The sequence below is a fragment of the Bradyrhizobium sp. 138 genome (assembly GCF_023074075.1).
Classification (GTDB): Bacteria; Pseudomonadota; Alphaproteobacteria; order Rhizobiales; family Xanthobacteraceae; genus Bradyrhizobium.
The window spans coordinates 175,464-196,186 of record NZ_JADPKT010000094.1 but is presented as its reverse complement, the minus strand read 5'-3'; the positions used below and the strand labels follow the sequence as shown (position 1 = coordinate 196,186).

Here is a 20,723-nt window from a genome sequence, read left to right as displayed (position 1 = left end):
CCAAGGTCTGGTCCAAGGCGTGGTCCAGGGCGTGATCCAAGGCTGCGGCGCTTTTCGCGGCTGATCGATACATTCGGCCTATGCGGCGATTGATGACAGCTATTGGACCACCGCGTCCAATCCGCACTTAAATGGGAGAGTGGAGCAGCGAGATTCGAGGGTACATCATGACCACGACACCGCATCGCGTCGTCATCGTCGGGGCCGGCTTTGGCGGGCTGGAGACGACCTACCGGCTCGCGGGCACCCCGGTCGAGATCACGCTGATCGATCGCCGCAATCATCATCTGTTTCAGCCGCTGCTGTACCAGGTCGCGACCGCTTCGCTCGCGACCAGCGAGATCGCCTGGCCGATCCGTCATCTCATGCGCGACAGGCCCGAGGTCACGACACTGTTCGCGACCGTCAGCGGCGTCGATGCGGCAAGGCGTTGCGTGCTGATCGACGACGGCAGCGAGGTGCCCTACGACACGCTGGTGCTGGCGACCGGTGCACGTCACGCCTATTTCGGCCATGATGAGTGGGAGCAATGGGCGCCGGGCCTGAAGACGCTGGAGGATGGTACCACCTTGCGCCGGCACATCCTGGTGGCGTTCGAGCGCGCCGAGCGCGAGACCGATCCGGACAAGCGCGCGGCGCGGCTGACCTTCGTCATCGTCGGCGCCGGCCCGACCGGCGTCGAACTCGCCGGCACCATCGCCGAGATGGCGCGTCGCACGCTGCCCGGCGATTTCCGCAACATCGACACGACGAAAGCGCGTGTGGTGCTGATCGAGGCGGGACCGCGCGTGCTCGCGGGCTTTGCCGACGATCTCTCGGCCTATGCGCAGGCCTCGCTGGAGAAGATCGGCGTCGAGGTCGTGCTCGGGCAGGCCGTCACCGAGATCGACCGCGACGGCGTTGTTTTCGGCGGCACGCGGCTCAATGCCAAGACCAGGATCTGGGCCGCCGGCGTCCGGGCCTCGCCTGCCGCCGAGTGGCTCGGCGCACCCAGCGATCGCGCCGGGCGGGTGCAGGTCGAGGCGGACCTGACGATTCCTGATCATCCCGAGATTTTTGCGATCGGCGACACCGTCAGCATCAACGCCTGGGATGGCAAGCCGGTGCCCGGCATCGCGCCGGCCGCCAAGCAGCAGGGCCGACACGTCGCCGACACCATCAAGGCCCGCCTGCGCGGTGCTGCGACCGGCCCGTTCCGCTACAAGCACGCCGGCAGCCTCGCCCAGATCGGCAAGCGGCTCGCCGTCATCGATTTCGGCCGCTTCAAGCTGCGCGGCACGATCGCATGGTGGATCTGGGGCATCGCCCACATCTACTTCCTGATCGGCCTCCGCCACCGCCTCAGCGTCGCGCTCAGCTGGCTCTGGATCTACGCGCGCGATCAGCGCGCGGCGCGGTTGATCACGCAGGGGAGCAGTAAGGTGGTGTAGGGAAGCTCTCGTGTCCCGGACGCGGCGCGGCATGAAATGACGCGACGCAGAGCCGGGATCCAGAAGCTATGGGCCCCGGCTCTGCGGCGCAGCGCTACGCGCTGCACTGCGTCCGGGGCACCAGACCTACTTCACCAATTCACACCCGCCTTCCGCCATCGGCCGGAACGCCTGCTCCGCGGGGATCGTCGAGACCAGCTTGTAATAATCGTACGGGTATTTCGACTCCTCCGGTTTCTTCACCTCGAACAGGTACATCGGATGCACGACGCGGCCGTCCTGGCGGATGGTGGTGTCGCCGAACAGTCTGTCCTTGCCCCTGAACTTCTTCATCTCGGGCACGGCGTCCTTGGCATTGTCGCTGCCGGTGGTGGCAACCGCGTTGAGATAAGCGAGCGTGGAGGCATAGACGCCGGCCTGGTTGCCGCTCGGCATCTTGCCGTTCATGCCGGGCCGCGCGGCGAACCGCTTGGCAAAGGCGCGGGTGTCGTCGTTCATGTCCCAGTAGAAGGCCTCCATGAGCTGCAGGCCCTGCGCGACCTTGATGCCCATGCCGTGAATGTCGTTGATGAAGAGCAGGAAGGCGACGAGCCTCTGGCCGTTCTGCTGGATGCCGAACTCGGCGGCCTGCTTCACGGCGTTGATCGTGTCGCCGCCGGCATTGGCAAGGCCGATCACCTGCGCCTTCGAACCCTGCGCCTGCAACAGGAAGGAGGCGAAGTCGGAGGTGCCAAGCGGATGCTTGGAGGAGCCGAGCACCTTGCCGCCGTGCCCTTCGATGTATTTCTGCGCCTCCGCCTCGATGCCCTTGCCGAGCGCGTAATCGACCGTGAGGAAATACCAGTCCTTGCCGCCGCGCGACATCATCGCGGCGGCCGTGGTGTTGCCGGTCGCCCAGGCGTCGTTAACCCACTGGATGGTGTTGGGCGAGCAAGCCTTGCCGGTGAGATCGGAGCTCGCGGTCGAGGAGGCCAGGAAGGTCATGCGGCTGTCGCGGAGCAGTGAGTTGATGGACAGACCGACCGCCGAGTTCGGTACGTCGACGATAGCATCGACGCCTTCGACATCGAGCCATTTGCGCGCAATGGCGTTGCCGACATCGGCCTTGTTCTGATGGTCGGCATAGACGATCTCGACCTTGATGCCTTTGCCGCCACCATTGAAATCCTCCGCCGCCATGCGCGCGGCTTCCACCGAGCCCATGCCGTTGGTGTCCTGGAAGATGCCGGAGATGTCGTTGAGCACACCGACGCGCACGACATTGTCGGAGATCTCGGCGCTTGCCGCGCCGGATACCAGGCTTGCGGCCAGCGCAAGCGTCCACTTCAAGTTCTTCAATGCTCCCTCCCCTTTTGCATGTGTTGTTTGCGTCGCCGACCGCGTCAGGCCGGCGTGATGGTCACCGGCAGGCTGTCGAGCCCGCGCAGCGTATTGTTGAAACGGCGCCTAGGCTCGCCGGCGATCTCGATGCTGGCAACCCGGCGGGCCAGCGCCGAGAGCATCGTCTCCCCTTCGAGCCGCGCCACGAGCTGGCCGACGCACATGTGGATGCCGGAGCCGTAGCCGACATGGCCCGATGTGCGGCGGCCGATGTCGTAGCTGTCGGGCTCGTCCCAGCGCCGCGGATCGCGGTTGGCGGCGGCGAGGAACATGAGCACCTTCTCGCCCTCGCCGATGGTCGCTCCGGACAGCTCGACTTCGCGGGTGGTGGTGCGGAAGAACGTCTGCACCGGGCTCTCGAAGCGCACCGCCTCCTCGAAGGCATTGCGCGCCAGTGTGAGATCCGCACGCAGGCGCTGCCATTGCTCCGGGAAGCGCGCGAGGCAATAGACGGCGGCGCCGATACCATTGACGGTGGTGTCGAGGCCGGCGGAGAGCAGCGAGCGAACCAGCAGCGGCGCTTCCGTCGCCGTAATTGCCCCTTCGTCGACGTGGGCGTGAATGCAGGCGCCGATGCCGCCGGGCGTGAGATTGTCCCGCTGACACTGCGCGGTGACGTAAGCCTGGTGCGGCGCCGAGCGCGCGATCGCTTTCTGACGCAATTCATTGGGCGGCCCGAAGGCGTTGAAGACGACGCTCGCGTAGGGAATCAGGTGCTCGCGTCCCTCCGGCTTCAGCCCGAGCGCATCCGGAAAGATCGAGAGCGGATAGGCCTCCGCCAGATCCGTGATCGCGTCAAAGCTGCGTTTCTCCAGCAATTCGTCGACCAGCTTCTCGGCCGCCGCGGCGAAGCGGTCGCGCAGCCCCTTCATGACGGTCGGCGACAGCACCTTCGACAGCACGGCGCGGGTGCGGGTGTGCGCAGGCGGATCGGCTTCGAGGATCAGACTCGGCGGCCGCCACGGCGTCTCCTTCTTGAAGTCGGACAGGCCGACGCCGCGGCTGGAGCAGAAGGTCGCGGGATCGTTCAGCACCGCATGGACCTCGGCGTAGCGCGCCACGCCATAGACGTTCCACTTGTCGAGATAGACCACCGGCCCGGCCTCGCGCAGCCGCTGATGCGTGGGATAGGGGTCGGCAAAAAACTTCATGTCGAAGGGATCGACGTCAAGATGCGGAACGGCCGCAGAGCCCGTCGATCCAGGGGAGCCGGATGCGGTCATGGAAGACCTCCCTCATTTTGATCTTGTGAAAGGCCGGCGCATGCCATTAGGTCAGCCGTCCCGCCGCGAGATAAAATCCCGATATGCCTGCGCCCTCGACCAGATCCCGCCAAAAGCCTGCGCCCAACGAGGCGGGACCGACGCTCGACCTCGACCGTTACGTCCCGGCGTTCGTCACCTTCATCGCCAATAAGCTCTCGAACAGCGCGACCGCGCTCTATCAGCGCGAGTTCGGCGTCAACGTCACGGAATGGCGGATCATGTCGCTGCTGGCGATCGAACCCGGCATTCCGGCATCGCGCATCTGCCACGTCATCGGCTTCGACAAGGGTCCGGTGAGCCGGACGTTGGCGGGCCTCGACAAGCGCGGGCTGGTGTCGATCCGCACCGACCCGAATGACGGCCGCACTCATTCGATCTCGCTGACGGCGAAGGGCCGCGCCACCCATGACAAGGTGATCGTTGCGGCGCTCGAGCGCGAGCGGCGGCTGCTGTCGTGTCTGAACAAGGACGAGCGCGAGGTGCTGATCGACCTGTTGCGGCGGCTGCACGAAAATCTCGGCGCGGTCACCGGCGGCGCCGAGACCTGACGGGTCGCGCGCCGGGCACGCCGTCTCGCCGCCTTCAGGCATGCGTCGGCGCTTGCCGACGGCACCGGTTCTGCCGCGCATTGTTTCCTCCAGAAAAAGGCGCAGCGGTTTGCCCGCCGTCATCCTCCTCTAGAACGGTTCGCACAAATTAGTTGCTTAAGCAACAAAAGAATCGGCAAGATAATGCGGCAGGGTTGCTGGCGTAGCGCAGCCCCGATTTCATGTCCCGGACGCGGCGCGGCATGAAATGACGCGACGCTGAGCCAGGACCCAGCAGCTACGTGCACGACGAGAGATGGGGCCCGGCTCTGCAGCGCATCACTTCGTGCTGCACTGCGTCCGGGGCACGATATTCTCCTGAGTCAAGGTACCCTTACTCGCTACAGCCCACCCACTCGCCAGGCGCATCATCGTTCAGCTTCGCCACCGCTTCCGCACGGCGCGTGAGCACGGCGCGCTGGTTGATGTAGCCTTTGTCGGTGATCTCGCCGCCGTCGACCGATGGCGGCTCGGCGAGCAGCAGTGCGCGCGTAGCGTGGCCGGACGAGTTGGGGCCCTGCTGCTTGAGTTTCACCAAGCCTAGCGCGATCGCAGACCTGACCTTGTCATGCGCCAGCACATCGCTCACCGCCGCAGTCTCGGCGAGCCCGGCATGGGCGCGGCAGGCAGCGATATTCGGAAACACCAGAAAGCGCACCTCGTCGCCGCCATGGCCGGCGACAACGATGTCCTGCGCCAGCGGCGAAAGCGCAGCGATGCCGGCGACGCGCAGCGTGCCGACATTGACCCAGGTGCCGGAATTGAGCTTGAAGTCCTCCGCGACGCGGCCGTCGAAGAACAGGCCACGCTCCGGCCTGTCCGGATCGGCAAGCTTCACGGCATCGCCAATGAGATAGAAGCCCTCCTCGTCGAAGGCCTGCCTGGTCAGTTCGGGCGCCTTCCAATAACCCGGCGTGACGTTAGGCCCGCGCACCCGCACCTCCAGCTTGTCGCCGGAGGGGACGAGCTTCAATTCGGTGCCGGGGATCGGCACACCGATATTGCCGGAACGTTCGGCGAGGAAATGGCAATCGGCCGCGAGCGGCGACGTCTCTGTCGAGCCCCAGGCCGAGACCATCGGCAGCGCGCGACCGACAGTCTCGAGCGAAAGCTGCTCCAGAGCGTCCCAGAGATTTTGCGGCAGCGCCGCGCCGGCATAGAAGGCGAATTTCACCTCGCCGAAGAAGCGGCGGCGCAGCTCTTCGTCGCCGCGCAGGGCCGCGATCAGCATGTCGAAACCGCGCGGCACGTTGAAATAGACCGTCGGCATCACGCTTTTCAAATTGGCGAGCGAGGTCGCAAACAGGCCCGGAGCAGGCTTGCCGCCGTCGATATAAAGCGAGCCGCCATTGCGCAGCACGAGATTGAAATTGTGGTTGGCGCCGAAGGTGTGGCTCCAGGGCAGCCAGTCGAGGATGACCAGATCGCCGCGGCCCGGTTCGAGAAATGTCCAGGTCTGCGCCTTGGCCTGCTGGCTCGAGGTCAGCATACGCTGGGTGTTGATGACGGCCTTCGGCGTGCCGGTCGAGCCTGACGTGAACAGGAACTTTGCGATCGTATCCGGCGTCACCGCGGCGAACGCTTTTGCGACGCTGGGGCTCTCCGGCGTTGCGACAATAGCGCGGAAGGCGAGCGCGCCGGCGTCATCCTCATGGCCGCTGATGATCTGCGCCCGGTGCAGCGGCGCGATGGCCGCCAGCGCCACCGCGAAGGGTTTTGTCGCAGAGACGTAGATCGCGCCTGGCTCGAGCAGGGTGATCATGCTCTTGAGCTTCTCGAAATCCCCGGACATCAACGAATAGGCCGGCGAAATCGCGGCCGAGGGCACGCCGACATGCTGGGCGGCAAGCGCCAGCAGCGCGTGATCGATGCTGTTGTCCGAGAGGATCGCGAGCGGGCGCTCGACGCTGAGGCCCTGCGCCAGAATCCAGGACGCTGCCGCGCGCACCTGGCGCAGCGCCTGCGCGTAGGTGATTGTGGTCCACGGCGCATCGACCTTGCCGCGCTCGGCAAGGAAGGTCGCATCCGGGCTTTGCTGCGCCCATTGCTCCAGCCAGTCGCCGACGCAGCGCGCGCCATCGCGCAATGGATCGGGCGAGCGCAGCACGATGCTGCCGTCGGCGCGATGCTCTGCGACGGTCCGCGGGCTAGCGAACAGGCCTGCAACGTCACCGCATGGGGCGACTGTCATGTGTTTCCTCCCTCCGCCCGGTCACGGGATTGGCCGCGGCTTCGTTCCGCGTTGCTTTGGCCATAATGTTGGGCACGACAATTGTTGTCGTCAACAACAATCTTTCGCTTGGCCCGCCGAAGCGCTAGGGTTTGCGCGGCAGGAGACCTTGACGTGACAGCCAGTGCAGCCCGGGCCGACGCCCGCCCCTCCCCACGCAAGCGCGCCGGCAATGGCCCGGCGCCCCGCGATATCGCCGACGATGTCGGCCTCGACGCGCTGGTCGGGCACGCCGGCTATGCGGTGCGGCGTTTCCAGATCTGGATCTTCCAGGATTTCATCCGAACGCTCGGCGATGTCGACATCCGGCCGACGCAATATTCGGTGCTGACGGTGATCGGCGCCAATCCGGGCCTGTCGCAGATGGCCGTGGCCAAGCGCCTCGGCATCGAGCGCGCCCGGCTGGTGCACCTGCTCGACAGCCTCGAACAGCGCAAGCTGGTGAAGCGCATCAAGTCGAAGGCGGACCGGCGCTCACATGCGCTGCATCTCACCGCGCCGGGCGAGACGGCACTGGCGAAGTTCAAGCGGCTCGCGGCCGAGCACGAGCGGAACGTCGAGGCGAAGATCGGCAAGGAGAACCGGGCCCACCTGCTCCGCATCCTCGCCGGCTTCACCTGAACTCCACTGCCCATGATTTGGGCAGATGCCCGTCACAGGGCGCCGGCGCGGCCGCCGGTCCGGCCATCGAAACATCTCCCAAGCCACTGATCACACGATAATATCCGGAGCAATCGAGCTGCCCGGATATTGTACACAATGGCACATCGCTTGCTTCGCTCCGGGCGAAGACGAATTGCCGGAGTTTTGTCGCCATGGGGGCCGAGCAGCCTGAAACGATCGCCGCGATTGTGGCCGCGCATCGCGCGGGCACGCTGACGCCGGCGCAGACGGTCACGCGGACCTATCAGCGCATCCATGACCACAACGATCCCGCCATCTTCATCAGCCTGCGCGACGAGAAGGATGCGGTGGCGGAAGCCGAGAAGCTGGCCGCGCGCGCGGATGCCGCCGAACTGCCGCTTTATGGCGTGCCGGTTGCGGTGAAGGACAATATCGACGCGCTGGGATTTCCGACGACCGCGGCCTGCCCGGCCTTTTCCACCACCCCCACACACGATTCGACCGCGGTGGCGCGGCTGCGTGCCGCCGGCGCCATCATCATCGGCAAGACCAATCTCGACCAGTTCGCAACCGGGCTCGTCGGCGTGCGCTCGCCTTACGGCATTCCCAAGAACTCGATCCGTGAGGATCTCATTCCCGGCGGATCGAGCTCCGGCTCCGCCGTCGCCGTCGGCGCCGGCCTCGTTCCGCTGTCACTCGGCACCGACACTGCCGGCTCAGGCCGCGTCCCGGCGATGCTCAACAACATCGTCGGGCTGAAACCGAGCCTCGGCATGATCTCGAATGCGGGCCTGGTACCGGCCTGCCGCACGCTCGACTGCGTCTCGGTGTTCGCCTTGACCGTCGACGACGCCGCGCTCGCTCTGTCGGTGATGGCGGGGCCAGACCAGGCCGATCCGTTCTCGCGTGACCGGCCGCTGGGCGCGCTCACACCGTTTACCGCAAACCTGCGCCTCGGCGTGCCGCGCAACGGGCAGCTGATCTTCTTCGGCGACAAGAAGGCGGAGGCCGCCTACAGCGATGCGTTGAAGCGCTGGACTTCGCTCGGCGCAACGCTGGTCGAGTTCGACCTCGAGCCGTTCTACGAGACGGCGCGGCTGCTCTATGAGGGCCCGTGGGTCGCCGAGCGCTATCTCGTGATCAAGGATCTGCTCGCGTCCGCGCCGGATGCGATTCATCCGGTGACGCGCGAGATCACCGCGGCCGGCGCGCGGCTGACGGCGGCCGATACCTTTTCGGCGCTCTACCGCCTGCAGGGCCTGCGCAAGATCGCCGAGCGCACCTTTGCCAATATCGACGCGCTGGTGCTGCCGACAGCGCCGACGGCCTACACGACCGCGCAGGTGCTCGCCAATCCGATCGAGCTCAACAGCCGCCTCGGCACCTACACCAATTTCGTCAATCTGCTCGATCTCTGCGGCCTTGCCGTGCCGGCATCGATGCGCGCCGACGGCATTCCGTTCGGCATCACGCTGCTCGCGCCCGCAGGACGCGATGCGATGCTGGCCAGCATCGGCCGCGTATTCCATGCGGATACAAAGCTGACCCTCGGTGCAAAGAGCGTGGCGCAGGCACCGCTCGCGCCGCTGCCGGCAAGCAGCGGCGACGACATTGCGATCGCGGTGGTCGGCGCGCATCTGTCCGGCATGGTGCTGAACGGCGAGTTGACGACGCTGAACGGCCACCTAATCGAGGCGACCAGGACGGCGCCGGACTACAAGCTCTACGCGCTGAAGACCACGCCGCCAAAGCCCGGCCTGCTGCGCGTCGCGGCAGGCAAGGGCGCCGCGATCGAGCTGGAGATCTGGTCGCTGTCGTCGTCCGCCTTCGGCAGGTTCGTCAACGCGATTCCTTCGCCAATGGCGATCGGCACGGTGCAGCTCGCGGATGGACGCAACGTGAAGGGGTTTCTCGTCGAGCCGAAGGTGCTAGGCGAGGCGCGGGATATCACCGCGTTTGGGGGATGGCGCGCGTATGTGGCGGAAGCCGCCAAGACGTAGCTCCCGTAGGGTGGGCAAAGCGACTTGTCCGCCGAAGCTCGAAGAGCGAAGGCGGAAGCGTGCCCACGATCTCGTCCTTCATGAAAAGATCGTGGGCACGGCGCTTTGCGCCTTTGCCCACCCTACGGCACCGGGTGTTCGGCTCTACACCGACACCGCGTAGATCTCGTACTCGCCGCGCACCAGCTCGATATGCGCGCGCATCGCGGATGCAGCGCCCTGCTTGTCGCCGCGCATGATGGCGACGACGACGCGGTCGTGCTCGGCTTGCGATTTAGCGAGACGTCCGAGATTGCGGAACTGGGCGCGGCGGAACGGTTGCACGCGCACGCGCGTCGCCAGCGTGATCTCGGCAATGTAGCCGTTTTGCGAGCCGGCATAGATCGCGTTGTGGAAGCGCTCGTTGACCTCGTGAAAGCGATCGGGATTGCCGGTGTAGCTTAAGACCCGCAGCTCCTCGTGGACGGCCTCCAGGCCGTGGCGCTCGGCCGCGGACATACGCTCGGCGGCAAGACCAGCGCACAGCGCCTCGAGCTCGGCCATCGCTTCGAACATGCTCTTGAGACGCTCGATCGAGGGCTGCGCCACCACCGCGCCGCGGTGGGCACGCGCTTCGACGAGGCCGCTTGCCACGAGCTGACGCAGCGCCTCGCGCACCGGTGTCCGCGAGACGCTGAAACGGCGCGCAATATCTGTCTCGTCCAGCGGCGCGCCGGGGGCCAGGGCACCGCGCACGATCTCGTCGGCGAGTTGCAGCCGCAGCTCCTCGGCGCGCGTGACCTTCTGCACCGATGCCGAGGGACGATCGACGCGCGGCACCACCGGCTCAGTCGGCGGTGTCTCTCGCGGAAACTCGTCGAGCGTCATGCGGTCTCTTTCGGCGCGTCGATGATGCTGACATGGGCGGCGACGACGCGCCAGCCCTCGGGGAAACGAATCCAGGTCTGCATCTGCCGGCCGACCTTGCCGGGCGCCGTGTCGCGATAGAACAGGGTGGACGCAACGGCCGCGTCGCGGCCATAGCTGGTGATCACGGTCTTTGCAGTGCGACGGTTGAGGCCGACCGGCGAGCGGCCGGCGCGGAAGCCGCTGATTGCCTCGTAGCCATAGAGATTCTCGCCGATGCCGTAGCGCAATGTGCGGGGATCGTTGCGGAAGAGCTCACCGAGCACGGCGACGTCGTTGCTGACGAGGGCCTGCTCATAACGATCGAATGCGGCTTTGACTTCCGCGATCACGTCGGGGAGATCGATCTCCATTTCAAATTCCTCTTAAAGTCCCCTTGGCGTGGGTGCTGACACAACGCCCATCTTCTCCAGGGCGTAGGCGACGCGCAGCGCAATGTCCTCGCGCCAGGGCGCGGCGATGATCTGCACGCCGATCGGCAGCGGCTCGAGCGGCACGGGCACCGCGACGACCGGCAGGCCGATAAATGAGATCGGCTGGGTGTGGATACCGATATTGGCGCGCACCGGCAGCTCGACGCCATCGAGATTGAAATTGACCTGGCCGAGCTTTGGCGCGGTGCAGGGCGTTGCCGGCGCCAGCAGCACGTCGACGGATTTGAAGATCTCGGCAAGCTGAGCGCGGTACCAGCGGCGGAATTTTTGCGCGCGGTCGACCATGGGAGCAGGCACCATCGCGCCGGCGATCAGCCGGTCGCGCACCGCCGGATCGAAATCGTTCGGCCGCGTACGCAGACGATCGAGGTGAAGGGAGGCACCTTCAGTGGTGGTGATGACATAGGCTGCCGCGCGGGCGCGCGCGGCTTCGGGGATCTCGACCACCTGCGTTGCACCAAGCGCCTTGGCAACGCGGCCGACGGCCTCGACCGCTTCCGGGAACACATTCTTCTGGAAATACCCGCCCGCGATGGCAATCCGCAGGTCCGAGACCGGATTGGCGAGCAGCGGCAGCGTCGGCTCAAGGCCGCGCGTCGTGCAGGCGCTGTCTTCCGCATCCGGGCCCTGCATCACGTCATAGGCGAGCGCGAGATCGGTGACCGAGCGCGCGAACGGGCCGAGATGATCGAGGCTTGCGACGAACGGAAAGGAACGCGCCCGCGACAGTCTTCCATAGGTCGGCTTCAAACCGAAGATGCCGCAGAACGAGGACGGCACGCGGATCGAGCCGTTGGTGTCCGAGCCGAGCGCAATCGGCACCAGTGCGCCGCCGACGGCGCTGCCGGAACCGCCGGAGGAGCCGCCGGTCATGCGCGTCGTATCATGCGGATTGCGCGAGGGACCGTCATGGACGTTCTCGCCGGTGAAGTCGTAAGCGTATTCGCCCATGTTGAGCGCGCCGACCAGCACGGCGCCGGCGGCTTCCATGCGCTCGATCAGCGTGGCGTCACGCTTGGCCGGTGCGAGGTCACGGTTGATCTTCGAACCGGCGCGCGTTGGCAGCCCCGCGACGTCAAACAGGTTCTTCACCGCGAAGGGCACGCCGGCAAGCGGGCCGACTTCCTTTCCGGCCGCGATATCGGCATCGATCGCGCGCGCTTTGGCACGGGCGCGATCCGCGGTGATGTCGGTGAAGGAATTGAGGATAGTGTCGTGCTGCTTGATGCGCGCGAGTGCGGCTTCGGTGGCATCGAGCGCGGACATCTTGCGGGATGCGACCGCGCTTGCGATTTCGGCGGCGGTCATTTCTGGCTTGGTGGTCATGACAGCATCAGGCCGTGAAGATCGGCGCCGGCTCGGTCTCGTCCGGCAGCGCGAATTCGTCGACCAGGCGGGAAAGGCGCAGCGACACTTCGAGGTTGACCCGCACCGCGGGCCGCCAGGCCTCCTCGACCGGCAGCGCCAGCGCTTTCGATACGGCGTCGATATAGTCGTCCAGAGGTTCGGCCATCGCGCTTCCCAACAATCAGTGCACTCTCAGTGGACCTGCAGCGGCGGATGCGGGATCGCCGTCAGCAGTTCCTTGGTGTAGTCGTCCTTGGGATCGCCGAGCACCTGCTCGGAAGAGCCCTCCTCGACGATCCGTCCCGTCCGCATCACAATGACACGATCGCACAGCAAGCGCACCACGTTCAAATCATGCGAGACGAACAGATAACTCATACCTAGCCGCGCCTTGAGGTCCTGAAGCAGATTGAGCACCACGGCCTGCACCGAGACGTCCAGCGCCGCCGTCGGCTCGTCCAGGATGACGAGCTTCGGATGCAGAGCGATCGCACGCGCGATGCCGACGCGGGCCTTCTGGCCGCCGGACAATTGGTGCGGGAAGCGGTCGAGCAGATTGTGCGGCAGGCCAACCATGGTCGCCAGCTCCTCGCAGCGGGCGCGCAGCGCGTCGCGGCCCCTAATGTCGCCCAATTGCATGATGGGGTCCGCGATGGCGCGCACTGCGGTGAAGCGCGGATTGAGGCTGTCGGTCGGATCCTGAAACACCATCTGGATGCGGCTGCGCTGCGGCAGCCGGGCGAAGGCGGATGGTGCGACGCCGGAGATGTCCTCGCCGTCGAACTGGATCAGGCCGGAGGTCTGGTCCAGCAGCCGCATCACCATCATCGACGTCGTCGATTTGCCGCAGCCGGATTCGCCGACGAGACCAACGCTCTCGCCATGGCTGATCGAGAAGCTGATGCCGTCGACCGCGCGGAACACATCGGGGTCCACCGGCGGCTTGCGGCCGAACAGTTTTCCAAGCACGGCGGTCGCGCCCTGGCGGGGGTATTCTTTCACGAGCTTGTCGACGAGGAGGAGCGGTTGCACGCTTTTCTCATCGCTTTGTGTGACGCGTTGGTCGGGCGTAGCGGCGACGGATGCGGATGGGGTTACTCCCTCTTCCTCCGGCAGCAAGTCCCGCAAGCTCACGCCCAGCCGCGGCGTCGCGCGCATCAGCTTCTTGGTGTAGGGGTGCTGCGGGTTGGCAAAAATGTCGGCAGCCTTGGCGGTCTCGACCACCCGGCCCTTCTCCATCACCACGACGCGGTCGCAATAGGCTGCGGCCAAACCCAGATCATGCGTGATCAGGATGGTCGACATCGCCTTACGCTTGGTCAGCTCGACGATCAGGTCCATCACCGCCTTCTGGGTGGTGACGTCGAGGCCGGTGGTCGGCTCGTCCGCGATCAGCAGTTGCGGATTGCAGGCGAGCGCGAGCGCGATGACGACGCGCTGGCACATGCCGCCCGACAGCTCGAACGGATAGGCGTGGTAGCGCTCGCGCGGGCGGGCGATCTTGACCTGCTCCAGCGCCTCGATCGCCTTCTCGCCGCCATCTGTGACCTGGGCCTGCTGCACATGGGTGCGCAGCACGTCCTCGATCTGGTCGCCGACTTTGCGGATCGGGTTCAGCGCGGCGCGCGGGTTCTGGAAGATCATCGAGACTTCGCGGCCGCGCAGATCGCGCATCTGGTCCTCGGTGGCGGCCTTGACGTCGATGCCGGAGAACATCACCGAGCCCTCAGCGATCCGCCCCGCGCGGTCGAGGATGCGCATCACCGCATAGGACGTCACCGACTTGCCCGAGCCGGACTCGCCGACGATGGCGAGCGTCTCGCCCTTGGCGACGGAGATGTTGACGTGCTGCACGGCTTTGACGATGCCGCGACGGGTGGTGAATTCGACGGTGAGGTCCTGAACATCGAGCAGCGGCTGGGCGGTCATGCGGGCCTGCCGATCAAAAAGTGCGAAAACAACCCCATGCACAGTAGAATGGCGCTGGAATCGTTGGGGAATTTTCGACGGATTTTTGCCATCACGTCCTCCGCTGGGGGTCGACGATGTCGCGCAGGCCGTCGCCGAGGAGGTTGAAGCAGAACACCGCGATCATCAGTGCAAGGCCGGGGAAGAGCGCGATCCACCATTCGCCTGAGACCATGAAGCCGGCGCCTTCAGCGACCATGATGCCCCATTCGGCGGTCGGCGGACGGACGCCGAGGCCGATGAAGGACAGGCCGGCGGCATTGAGGATGGCGTAGCCCATGGTCAGCGACATCTGCACGATCATGATCGGCATGATGTTGGGCAGGATATGCACCAGCAGGATGCGGAACTCGCCGTTGCCGGACAGACGCGCGGCCTGCACGAAGCCGGCATTGCGGCGAACGTTCGCTTCGGCGCGCGCGACGCGGGCATAGAGCGGGAAGTTCACGATGGCGGTCGCGAGGATGATGTTCTGCACGGTGTTGCCGAGCGCGGCGACGATGCCCATCGCCAGCACGAACAGCGGAAAGGCCATGATGGTATCGGCAATGCGGCCGACGATGCGGTCGGTCCAGCCGCCGAAATAGCCCGCGGCAATGCCAGCGAGGCCGCCCATCAGGAACACCAGCGCGACGGAGGCGATCGCGATGAAAGTATCGAGCCGGGTCGCGACGATGACGCGGCTGAAAATATCGCGCCCGAGCTGGTCGGTGCCGAACCAGTGCGCCGCCGACGGCGGTTTTAGCGCCGCGGCGGTGTCGGACGCCAGCGGATCATAGGGCACCACATAGGGGCCGAAGATCGCGGCAATGAGGATCAGGATCAGCAGGGCGAAGGCGAAGCCCGTGACCTTGTTCTCGCCGAGCACGTAGCGGGTCTGTTCGAGGACGGCGACCAATCCCGAGGTCCGCGCCGGACCGGCAGGTTCAACAGCAGGTGCAACGGAGCTCATCTTTCACCCCTACCCTTCCAGCCGCACGCGCGGATCGATCACTCCGTAGAGAATGTCGATCACGAGATTGAGCAGCACGTACATCACCGCCATGGTCAGCACGAAACCCTGCACCGGCGCGAAGTCCGACGAGATCAGCGCTTCCACCGCGTAGGAGCCGATGCCGGGCCAGGCGAACACTTTTTCGACCAGCACGTTGGCGCCCAGGAGGAACGAGAACACCATGCTGAGCGTGGTGATGACGGGCAGCATGGCGTTGCGGAAGGCGTAGGTGACGATCACGGTTGCCGGCGACAGGCCGCTGGCGCGCGCGGTGCGGACGAATTCGGACGCCAGCACCGCCAGCATCGAGGCCCGCGTCATGCGCGCGATCGGCGCGAGCGAAAAGATCGCGAGCGTCGTTGCTGGCAGGATGAGCTGGCTTAGCGCGGAGCGGAACGCCTCGAAATCGCGCGCGATCAGCGTGTCGATCAGATAGAAGCCGGTGACCGTCGGCGGCGCGCTGTAGAACACGTCGAGACGGCCGAGCGGCGCCGGCGACCAGCCGAGCCTGAAGTAGAAGACATAGACCAGCACGAGGCCGGTGAAGAACACCGGCAGCGATACGCCTGATGTCGTGGTGACCCGGCAGAGATGATCGATCCATGATCCCGGCCGCGTTGCCGCCAGCACACCGAGCGGGATCGCGATGACGACAGAGACGATGAGGCCGAGCAGCGTCAGCTCGGCCGAAGCCGGCAGGCGGTTGCGGATCTCGGCCGCCACCGGTTGCCCCGTGGTGAGCGAATTGCCGAAATCGCCATGGGCGAGGTCATTGGTGTAGCGGAAGAACTGCTCGATCAGCGGCTTGTCGAGGCCGAGCTTTTTGCGGATCTGCTCGACGGCTTCTTTCGTCGCTGCGGGACCGGCGAAGTAGGCGGCGGGATCACCCGGCAACGCGCGCGTCAGCAGGAAGGTGACGATGACCACGCCGATCAGCGAGGGAATCGCGAACATCAGGCGCTTGCCGATCATGGTCAGCATGATACTCGCTCCGCTCGCGCGAATGGCGAATAGCGAGTGGCGAATGGATACTCGCGGCTATCGGCCATCACTTCCCCCTATTCGCTATTCGCCACTCACTATTCGCCTCTCTCACCCCTTCGCCAGCGCGCGATAGTCCAGCCTGCGGTGGAACCAGTACTGATAGCCGCTGATGTTCTTCTGCATCGCGACGTTGACGAAGGGCTGGTACAGCGGGATGCGTGGGATGTCGGTGAAGGCGAGATCGACGAAGCCTTTCACGTCGGCATCGTAGACCGCCTTGTCGCCGCTCGCGGCGGCGGTGCGCGCGCCGTCGATCAGCTTGTCCATCTCGGCCGACTTGTAGCTCATGGTGTTGAAGACGGAATTGTTGCCGTGATAGCACCAGTAGAAGAAGTACTCGGGGTAATCGAGCCAGCCCGAGAATACGTTGGTGAAGAGCGGCATCTCCTTCTTGTTCAATTCAGTGCGCCAGTTGGCGCCCGGCACCTTGTTGATGGTGGTCTTGATGCCGATCTGAGCCAGGCTCTCCTGCACCAGCACGCAGAGCGGCTCGTTGACGCCGGCGAAGTTGAGGTCGAACGAGATCGTGGTCTCGAAACCATTGGCGTAGCCGGCTTCGGCGAGCAGCGCCTTCGCCTTGTCCATGTCGGTGTTATATTTGTGCGGCTGCGGCCAGGCGATTTCGGTCGGCTTGTCCTTCGCTGCGCCGAACATGGGGTTGGCCAGGCCAAACATCACCGCGTCGATGATCTTCTGATAGGGCAGCGCGTAGGCCACCGCCTGACGCACCTTGGGATTGTCGAACGGCGGCTTGGTGACGTTCATGCCGATATACTGGATGCCGTTGGAGAACGGCAGCGACACCACGTTGAGCTTGCCGTTCGCCTTTATCTCCTGAAAGTCCTTGTTCGGCAGCTCGTAGGAGATGTCGGCATCGCCGCGCTCCAAGAGCGCGCGGCGGTTGCCGGCCTGCGGCACCATGCGCCAGATCACGCGCTTGATCTTCGGCAGCGGACCGCAAACCCAATCGTCGTTGCGCTCCATGATGACCTCGGTGCCGGCGGTCCATTTCGTCACCTTGTAGGCGCCGGAGCCCGCGGTCTGCTGTTTCGTGAACTCGAGACCCCAGGGGTCCTTCTCGCTGGCGTTCTTCTTGACCAGCTCGGAGTTGACGATGCAGGGCACGATCACGGCGAGATCGGGGATGGTCAGCCTGTCCTTCTTCAGGAAGTCGACGCGCACGGTATAGTCGTCGATCACGACGAACTGCTCCGGCTTGGTGAGCGAGCCCGCGCTCATCTGGAAGGTTGGAAAGCCGCCGACGCTGACGGCGCGGTCGAGCGACCACTTCACGTCCTTGGCGGTGACGGGCGTGCCGTCGTGGAATTTGGCGTTCTTGCGCAGCTTGAAGGTGACCGACATGTCGTCGATCCTAAAGTCTTCGGCGAGCTCGCCCTTGAACTTGTCGCGGTCGTAATAGGGCACGCCGCCCGGGCCGCTCTTCATCTCGTGGCTGATCAGACGGTCGTGACAATTCCAGGACACCTCATAGCCGGGCACGTTGGTGCCGATGCCGTGGATGTCGAGATTGTTCGGGCCGCCCTCCGAGACGATCAGCAGCGTTTCCGAACGGGCGTCGGCATAGGCGGTGGAGATGACCTGCGGCATGGCCGGAAGCGCAGCTCCAGCGGCCAATCCGGAAACGGACTTGAGAAAATCGCGGCGCTTCATGAAATGGCTCCAACACAAACGTTTTTGGTTGGAAGCGGATTCGCAAGGTTCGTGCCAAGGCTTAACGGGAGTTTAAGCTAGGCCTAACCTTTTGAAGTCAAAACTCGATTCATACTTCCCATCGGCCGAATGGAGAGTGTCGAAATCTTACATTGCATACAAACATGATGAATTGCTCAAAAAATAGACAGAATGAGTTCGCGGCCCGCTTGAAAGGCAGCCTCCTACTGGCAAAAGTCCTCATTGTTGACGCGCAGGCAGCGGGGCGCCGCAACTGTCCTTTGCCTAGCGCAGCCATCATGGCTATCGACCTTCTTCAGCGCTCGCAACGCGGCCATGGTCGGGCGATACCAGAGGAAGCGCTCGTCGGAGAGCAGCGAAGCGCGGCGCAGGCCCTGGATGGTGGCGGCATCGAACATCCCGACTTGCTCGCCGGCAAAGCAATCGAGCCGCGCCAATTGGGCCTGGATGAGCTGCACCAGCTCGCGGCCCTCATAGGTCGGCCCGGCGCTGTCGAGCACGGTGATCTCGCGCAGGCGCGAGGCCGCGCCGCGCGCCTCGTCGGCCTCGGGCGTATCCGGAAATAGCGAGGCAACGAGGTCGTAGGCTTCCGGCGCACGGGTCTGTCGCGCGCGGTCGAGCACCAGCGACGCGGCGGAGGAGGCTGGAGCCCCGGTGGCGCCCGCCCTTTTTTTCAGCTCCCCGGCGGCGGCGCGCGCCTCGACCGCTTCCGGGCTTTCCGGGAAGCGGTCGATCAGGAGATCATATAGCGCGACATTGCCGGTCTCCTTCGCCGCCGCGAGCAATTGCGCGGCCTGGCTTGGTGGAGGCGGCGGCGGCACGAAGAAGAAGTCGAGCTCAAGCGAGGTGGATTCCCAGGGGATCTGCTGCTCGCCGGTTGAAAGCCGCACCTGGCGGCGCACGCTCTTGAAGACGTCCTCCAGCCGTTCGCCGGGCACCGTCATCGCATCCGCCAGCGCTTTGGTATACGGGCTATGGCCGTCCTCGCCGTCGAGGGCGACCTTGCCCGAGCCGGTCGCCGAGGCGATGAACACGCCATAGACGGCGCCCATCGGCACCAGCCCCCCGAGCGTCTCGCTTCCGGCCACGCCTGATGGAAACGGATTATCACGGCAGGCATCGACGATGAGGATGTTGAGCGCATTGCCGGCGCCGGACAGGCGATCGGCGACACGCTTGACGCTGAGCGATTGCGGTCCGATGTCGGCGCGCCGCTTGATATCGGCGTTCACAGGCACGATGTAATTGACGCCGTCACTCTCGACGCCATGACCGGCATAATAGAGCACGGCGACAGCCGCCGGGCCGCGCGCCTTGACCTTCAGCGCAAACTCCTCGACATCCTGCGACAGGCTTTTCAAGTCGCGGTCGGCGACCGACGTGACCTCGAAGCCGGTCTGCCGCAGCCTGTCCGCCATCAAATGCGCATCGCGCCCGGGATTGGCGAGCGTGCCAAGCTTTGCGTAACGAGCATTGCCGATCACCAGTGCAAGGCGCGGTGCCGAATCCGCGACCGGCTTCCGCGCCTCCGTTGCGGCGCACGCGCAGCCGGCCGCCAGCCACATGAGTGCGGCGGCAAACAACACCGCAAGACGACTTCTTCGCATCCGTACCATCACACCATCATTACGTGACCGACGTTACGCAAATGCTGCTGATCTGTCATGCCGGGCGACGACGAAGAGATTCATCAGATTGACGAGTGACCGGCGCAATATCTAGGATTGAATTTTCAGCAATCATATTTTTACCCTCCATGCGGCGCCAAAATCCCTGCTCGATATCCCGATTGATCCTGTGCCGGCTGGTGATGGCTGGTGCGCTGACAATCCTGCAAGCGATGCCGGCCTCGGCCGGCGTGCTCAGCGGACGCGAATTCCAGAACCTGATTGCCGGCGGGCCAGAGGGGACGACCATCGTATTTCAGGGCGGCACGGACAAGATCTTCTACTCGCCTAGCCTGAAGAACCGGCTGCGCCAGAGCGGCGAACTCGGCACGGAATTCCTGAAGCAGAAGATCCTTCAGAACACGGTCACTGAGGGCACCTTCATCGGTGCGACGATCGAGAGCGGTAAATGGCGCACCATCTCGGGAATCGCCGGCATCGCCGCCGATGCCGACAGCGGCCATGGCGTGCTGACCCTGCTCCAGACCTTTCCCGAGGACACCACCATCAAGGCCTTCCAGAAGCGCGACCGACTCTACGCCGTCGTGATCGTCGAGGACGCGCCGGGCGGCGTCGTGTGCCGCAGATCACAGTGGGAGCGGCTGTTCGCGCTTAAAGGTGAACCTAGACTGACGACGGTGCCGTGCGAGTTCACGGTTGGCAATGCGGTGACTCCAACGGCACCGCGATAAGGGGGACTTTCATGACGACGCTGACTCCTGGAGCCCGCAGGGGCCGCCAGCGCTCGGATCTGCGGATGCTGGCACTAGCCTTGCTGATTGCGGCGGCTCCGCTGGGCAGCATGGCTCACGCGGGTTCAGCCGCTGAGGTTGGCCAGGCGGGCCTCAATTCCTGCAGGGCCAACGCAGGCAAGCCGCTTTACGATTGCGTCGCGAACGTGCTCGACAGGATGAGCAGCAGCCTCGACCAACGAGCCCCAGCGGAAGCGCGAAGCGCGCTGCAGAGCGCGGCATCCCAGCTACGGGCCGCTACCAACAAGGCCCAGGCTCTCTCCGCCATCGCACAATGCCGTTCGGTGTTCTCTGGCATCATCCAGCGGTGGAAGGCAGAAGGGAAAACGACGACCGGCTTCAGCGCCATCGCCGGCGTGCTGGCACGAGCGGCGCAAATGATCCAGGCCAAGGGATAGGGCCG

General features: G+C 65.1%; 18 protein-coding genes. 6 read left to right on the top strand and 12 right to left on the bottom strand.

What is annotated here, in order from left to right; all coding sequences use genetic code 11:
• The first annotated feature begins 167 nt into the window (after nt 1-167).
• Complete coding sequence (locus tag IVA79_RS33160; protein WP_247561209.1) at nt 168-1,430, top strand: NAD(P)/FAD-dependent oxidoreductase; 1,263 nt, start codon at nt 168-170, stop codon at nt 1,428-1,430.
• A 126-nt stretch (nt 1,431-1,556) separates the two neighbouring features.
• Here the strand turns inward: IVA79_RS33160 and IVA79_RS33155 are convergent, their stop codons facing one another.
• Both IVA79_RS33155 and IVA79_RS33150 read right to left on the bottom strand, forming a co-directional pair.
• The gene (locus IVA79_RS33155; RefSeq protein ID WP_247561207.1) at nt 1,557-2,768 is read right to left on the bottom strand and encodes an ABC transporter substrate-binding protein; all 1,212 of its coding nucleotides are present in this window, start codon (nt 2,766-2,768) and stop codon (nt 1,557-1,559) included.
• A gap of 44 nt (nt 2,769-2,812) precedes the next feature.
• Nucleotides 2,813-4,033 carry a cytochrome P450 gene (locus tag IVA79_RS33150; protein WP_247561205.1) on the bottom strand — a complete coding sequence of 407 codons (1,221 nt, stop codon included), beginning with the start codon at nt 4,031-4,033 and terminating at the stop codon, nt 2,813-2,815.
• An 83-nt stretch (nt 4,034-4,116) separates the two neighbouring features.
• Between IVA79_RS33150 and IVA79_RS33145 the strand changes: the two genes are divergently transcribed.
• Nucleotides 4,117-4,623, top strand: coding sequence for a MarR family winged helix-turn-helix transcriptional regulator (locus tag IVA79_RS33145; protein WP_247561203.1), 507 nt, complete (start codon nt 4,117-4,119; stop codon nt 4,621-4,623).
• A gap of 373 nt (nt 4,624-4,996) precedes the next feature.
• Here the strand turns inward: IVA79_RS33145 and IVA79_RS33140 are convergent, their stop codons facing one another.
• Nucleotides 4,997-6,853 carry a feruloyl-CoA synthase gene (locus IVA79_RS33140; RefSeq protein WP_247561202.1) on the bottom strand — a complete coding sequence of 619 codons (1,857 nt, stop codon included), beginning with the start codon at nt 6,851-6,853 and terminating at the stop codon, nt 4,997-4,999.
• Between the two features lie 153 nt (nt 6,854-7,006).
• On the opposite strand from IVA79_RS33140, the gene IVA79_RS33135 reads away from it, so the two are divergent.
• Together IVA79_RS33135 and atzF are read left to right on the top strand one after the other, a co-directional pair.
• Nucleotides 7,007-7,513, top strand: a complete 507-nt coding sequence (locus tag IVA79_RS33135; protein WP_247561200.1) for a MarR family winged helix-turn-helix transcriptional regulator — start codon at nt 7,007-7,009, stop codon at nt 7,511-7,513.
• Nucleotides 7,514-7,707: 194 nt separating this feature from the next.
• Nucleotides 7,708-9,516, top strand: a complete 1,809-nt coding sequence (gene atzF, locus IVA79_RS33130; RefSeq protein WP_247561199.1) for an allophanate hydrolase — start codon at nt 7,708-7,710, stop codon at nt 9,514-9,516.
• A 144-nt stretch (nt 9,517-9,660) separates the two neighbouring features.
• Here the strand turns inward: atzF and IVA79_RS33125 are convergent, their stop codons facing one another.
• The 9 genes from IVA79_RS33125 to IVA79_RS33085 form a co-directional block, all read right to left on the bottom strand.
• Nucleotides 9,661-10,383, bottom strand: a complete 723-nt coding sequence (locus IVA79_RS33125; protein ID WP_247561197.1) for a GntR family transcriptional regulator — start codon at nt 10,381-10,383, stop codon at nt 9,661-9,663.
• Nucleotides 10,380-10,775, bottom strand: a complete 396-nt coding sequence (gene hpxZ / locus IVA79_RS33120; protein ID WP_247561194.1) for an oxalurate catabolism protein HpxZ — start codon at nt 10,773-10,775, stop codon at nt 10,380-10,382. Before hpxZ ends, IVA79_RS33125 begins: the two co-directional genes overlap by 4 nt.
• Nucleotides 10,776-10,787: 12 nt before the next feature.
• Nucleotides 10,788-12,182 carry an AtzE family amidohydrolase gene (locus tag IVA79_RS33115; RefSeq protein WP_247561193.1) on the bottom strand — a complete coding sequence of 465 codons (1,395 nt, stop codon included), beginning with the start codon at nt 12,180-12,182 and terminating at the stop codon, nt 10,788-10,790.
• A 7-nt stretch (nt 12,183-12,189) separates the two neighbouring features.
• Complete coding sequence (locus IVA79_RS33110) at nt 12,190-12,369, bottom strand: DUF4089 domain-containing protein (RefSeq protein WP_247561190.1); 180 nt, start codon at nt 12,367-12,369, stop codon at nt 12,190-12,192.
• 26 nt (nt 12,370-12,395) lie between these two features.
• Nucleotides 12,396-14,132, bottom strand: a complete 1,737-nt coding sequence (locus IVA79_RS33105; RefSeq protein WP_247561189.1) for an ABC transporter ATP-binding protein — start codon at nt 14,130-14,132, stop codon at nt 12,396-12,398.
• A gap of 91 nt (nt 14,133-14,223) precedes the next feature.
• Nucleotides 14,224-15,123 carry an ABC transporter permease gene (locus IVA79_RS33100; protein WP_247561187.1) on the bottom strand — a complete coding sequence of 300 codons (900 nt, stop codon included), beginning with the start codon at nt 15,121-15,123 and terminating at the stop codon, nt 14,224-14,226.
• Between the two features lie 9 nt (nt 15,124-15,132).
• On the bottom strand, nt 15,133-16,146 hold the full coding sequence (locus tag IVA79_RS33095) for an ABC transporter permease (RefSeq protein WP_247561185.1): 1,014 nt from the start codon (nt 16,144-16,146) through the stop codon (nt 15,133-15,135).
• A gap of 111 nt (nt 16,147-16,257) precedes the next feature.
• Nucleotides 16,258-17,880 carry an ABC transporter substrate-binding protein gene (locus IVA79_RS33090; protein ID WP_247561183.1) on the bottom strand — a complete coding sequence of 541 codons (1,623 nt, stop codon included), beginning with the start codon at nt 17,878-17,880 and terminating at the stop codon, nt 16,258-16,260.
• Nucleotides 17,881-18,104: 224 nt separating this feature from the next.
• A complete protein-coding gene (locus tag IVA79_RS33085; RefSeq protein WP_247561181.1) occupies nt 18,105-19,508 on the bottom strand; it encodes a caspase family protein in 1,404 nt (467 codons plus the stop codon).
• A 182-nt stretch (nt 19,509-19,690) separates the two neighbouring features.
• Here IVA79_RS33085 and IVA79_RS33080 point away from each other — a divergent pair, with 182 nt between their 5' ends.
• Together IVA79_RS33080 and IVA79_RS33075 are read left to right on the top strand one after the other, a co-directional pair.
• The gene (locus tag IVA79_RS33080; RefSeq protein ID WP_247561179.1) at nt 19,691-20,260 is read left to right on the top strand and encodes a hypothetical protein; all 570 of its coding nucleotides are present in this window, start codon (nt 19,691-19,693) and stop codon (nt 20,258-20,260) included.
• 11 nt (nt 20,261-20,271) lie between these two features.
• Nucleotides 20,272-20,718, top strand: coding sequence for a hypothetical protein (locus IVA79_RS33075; protein ID WP_247561178.1), 447 nt, complete (start codon nt 20,272-20,274; stop codon nt 20,716-20,718).
• Nucleotides 20,719-20,723: the final 5 nt, after the last annotated feature.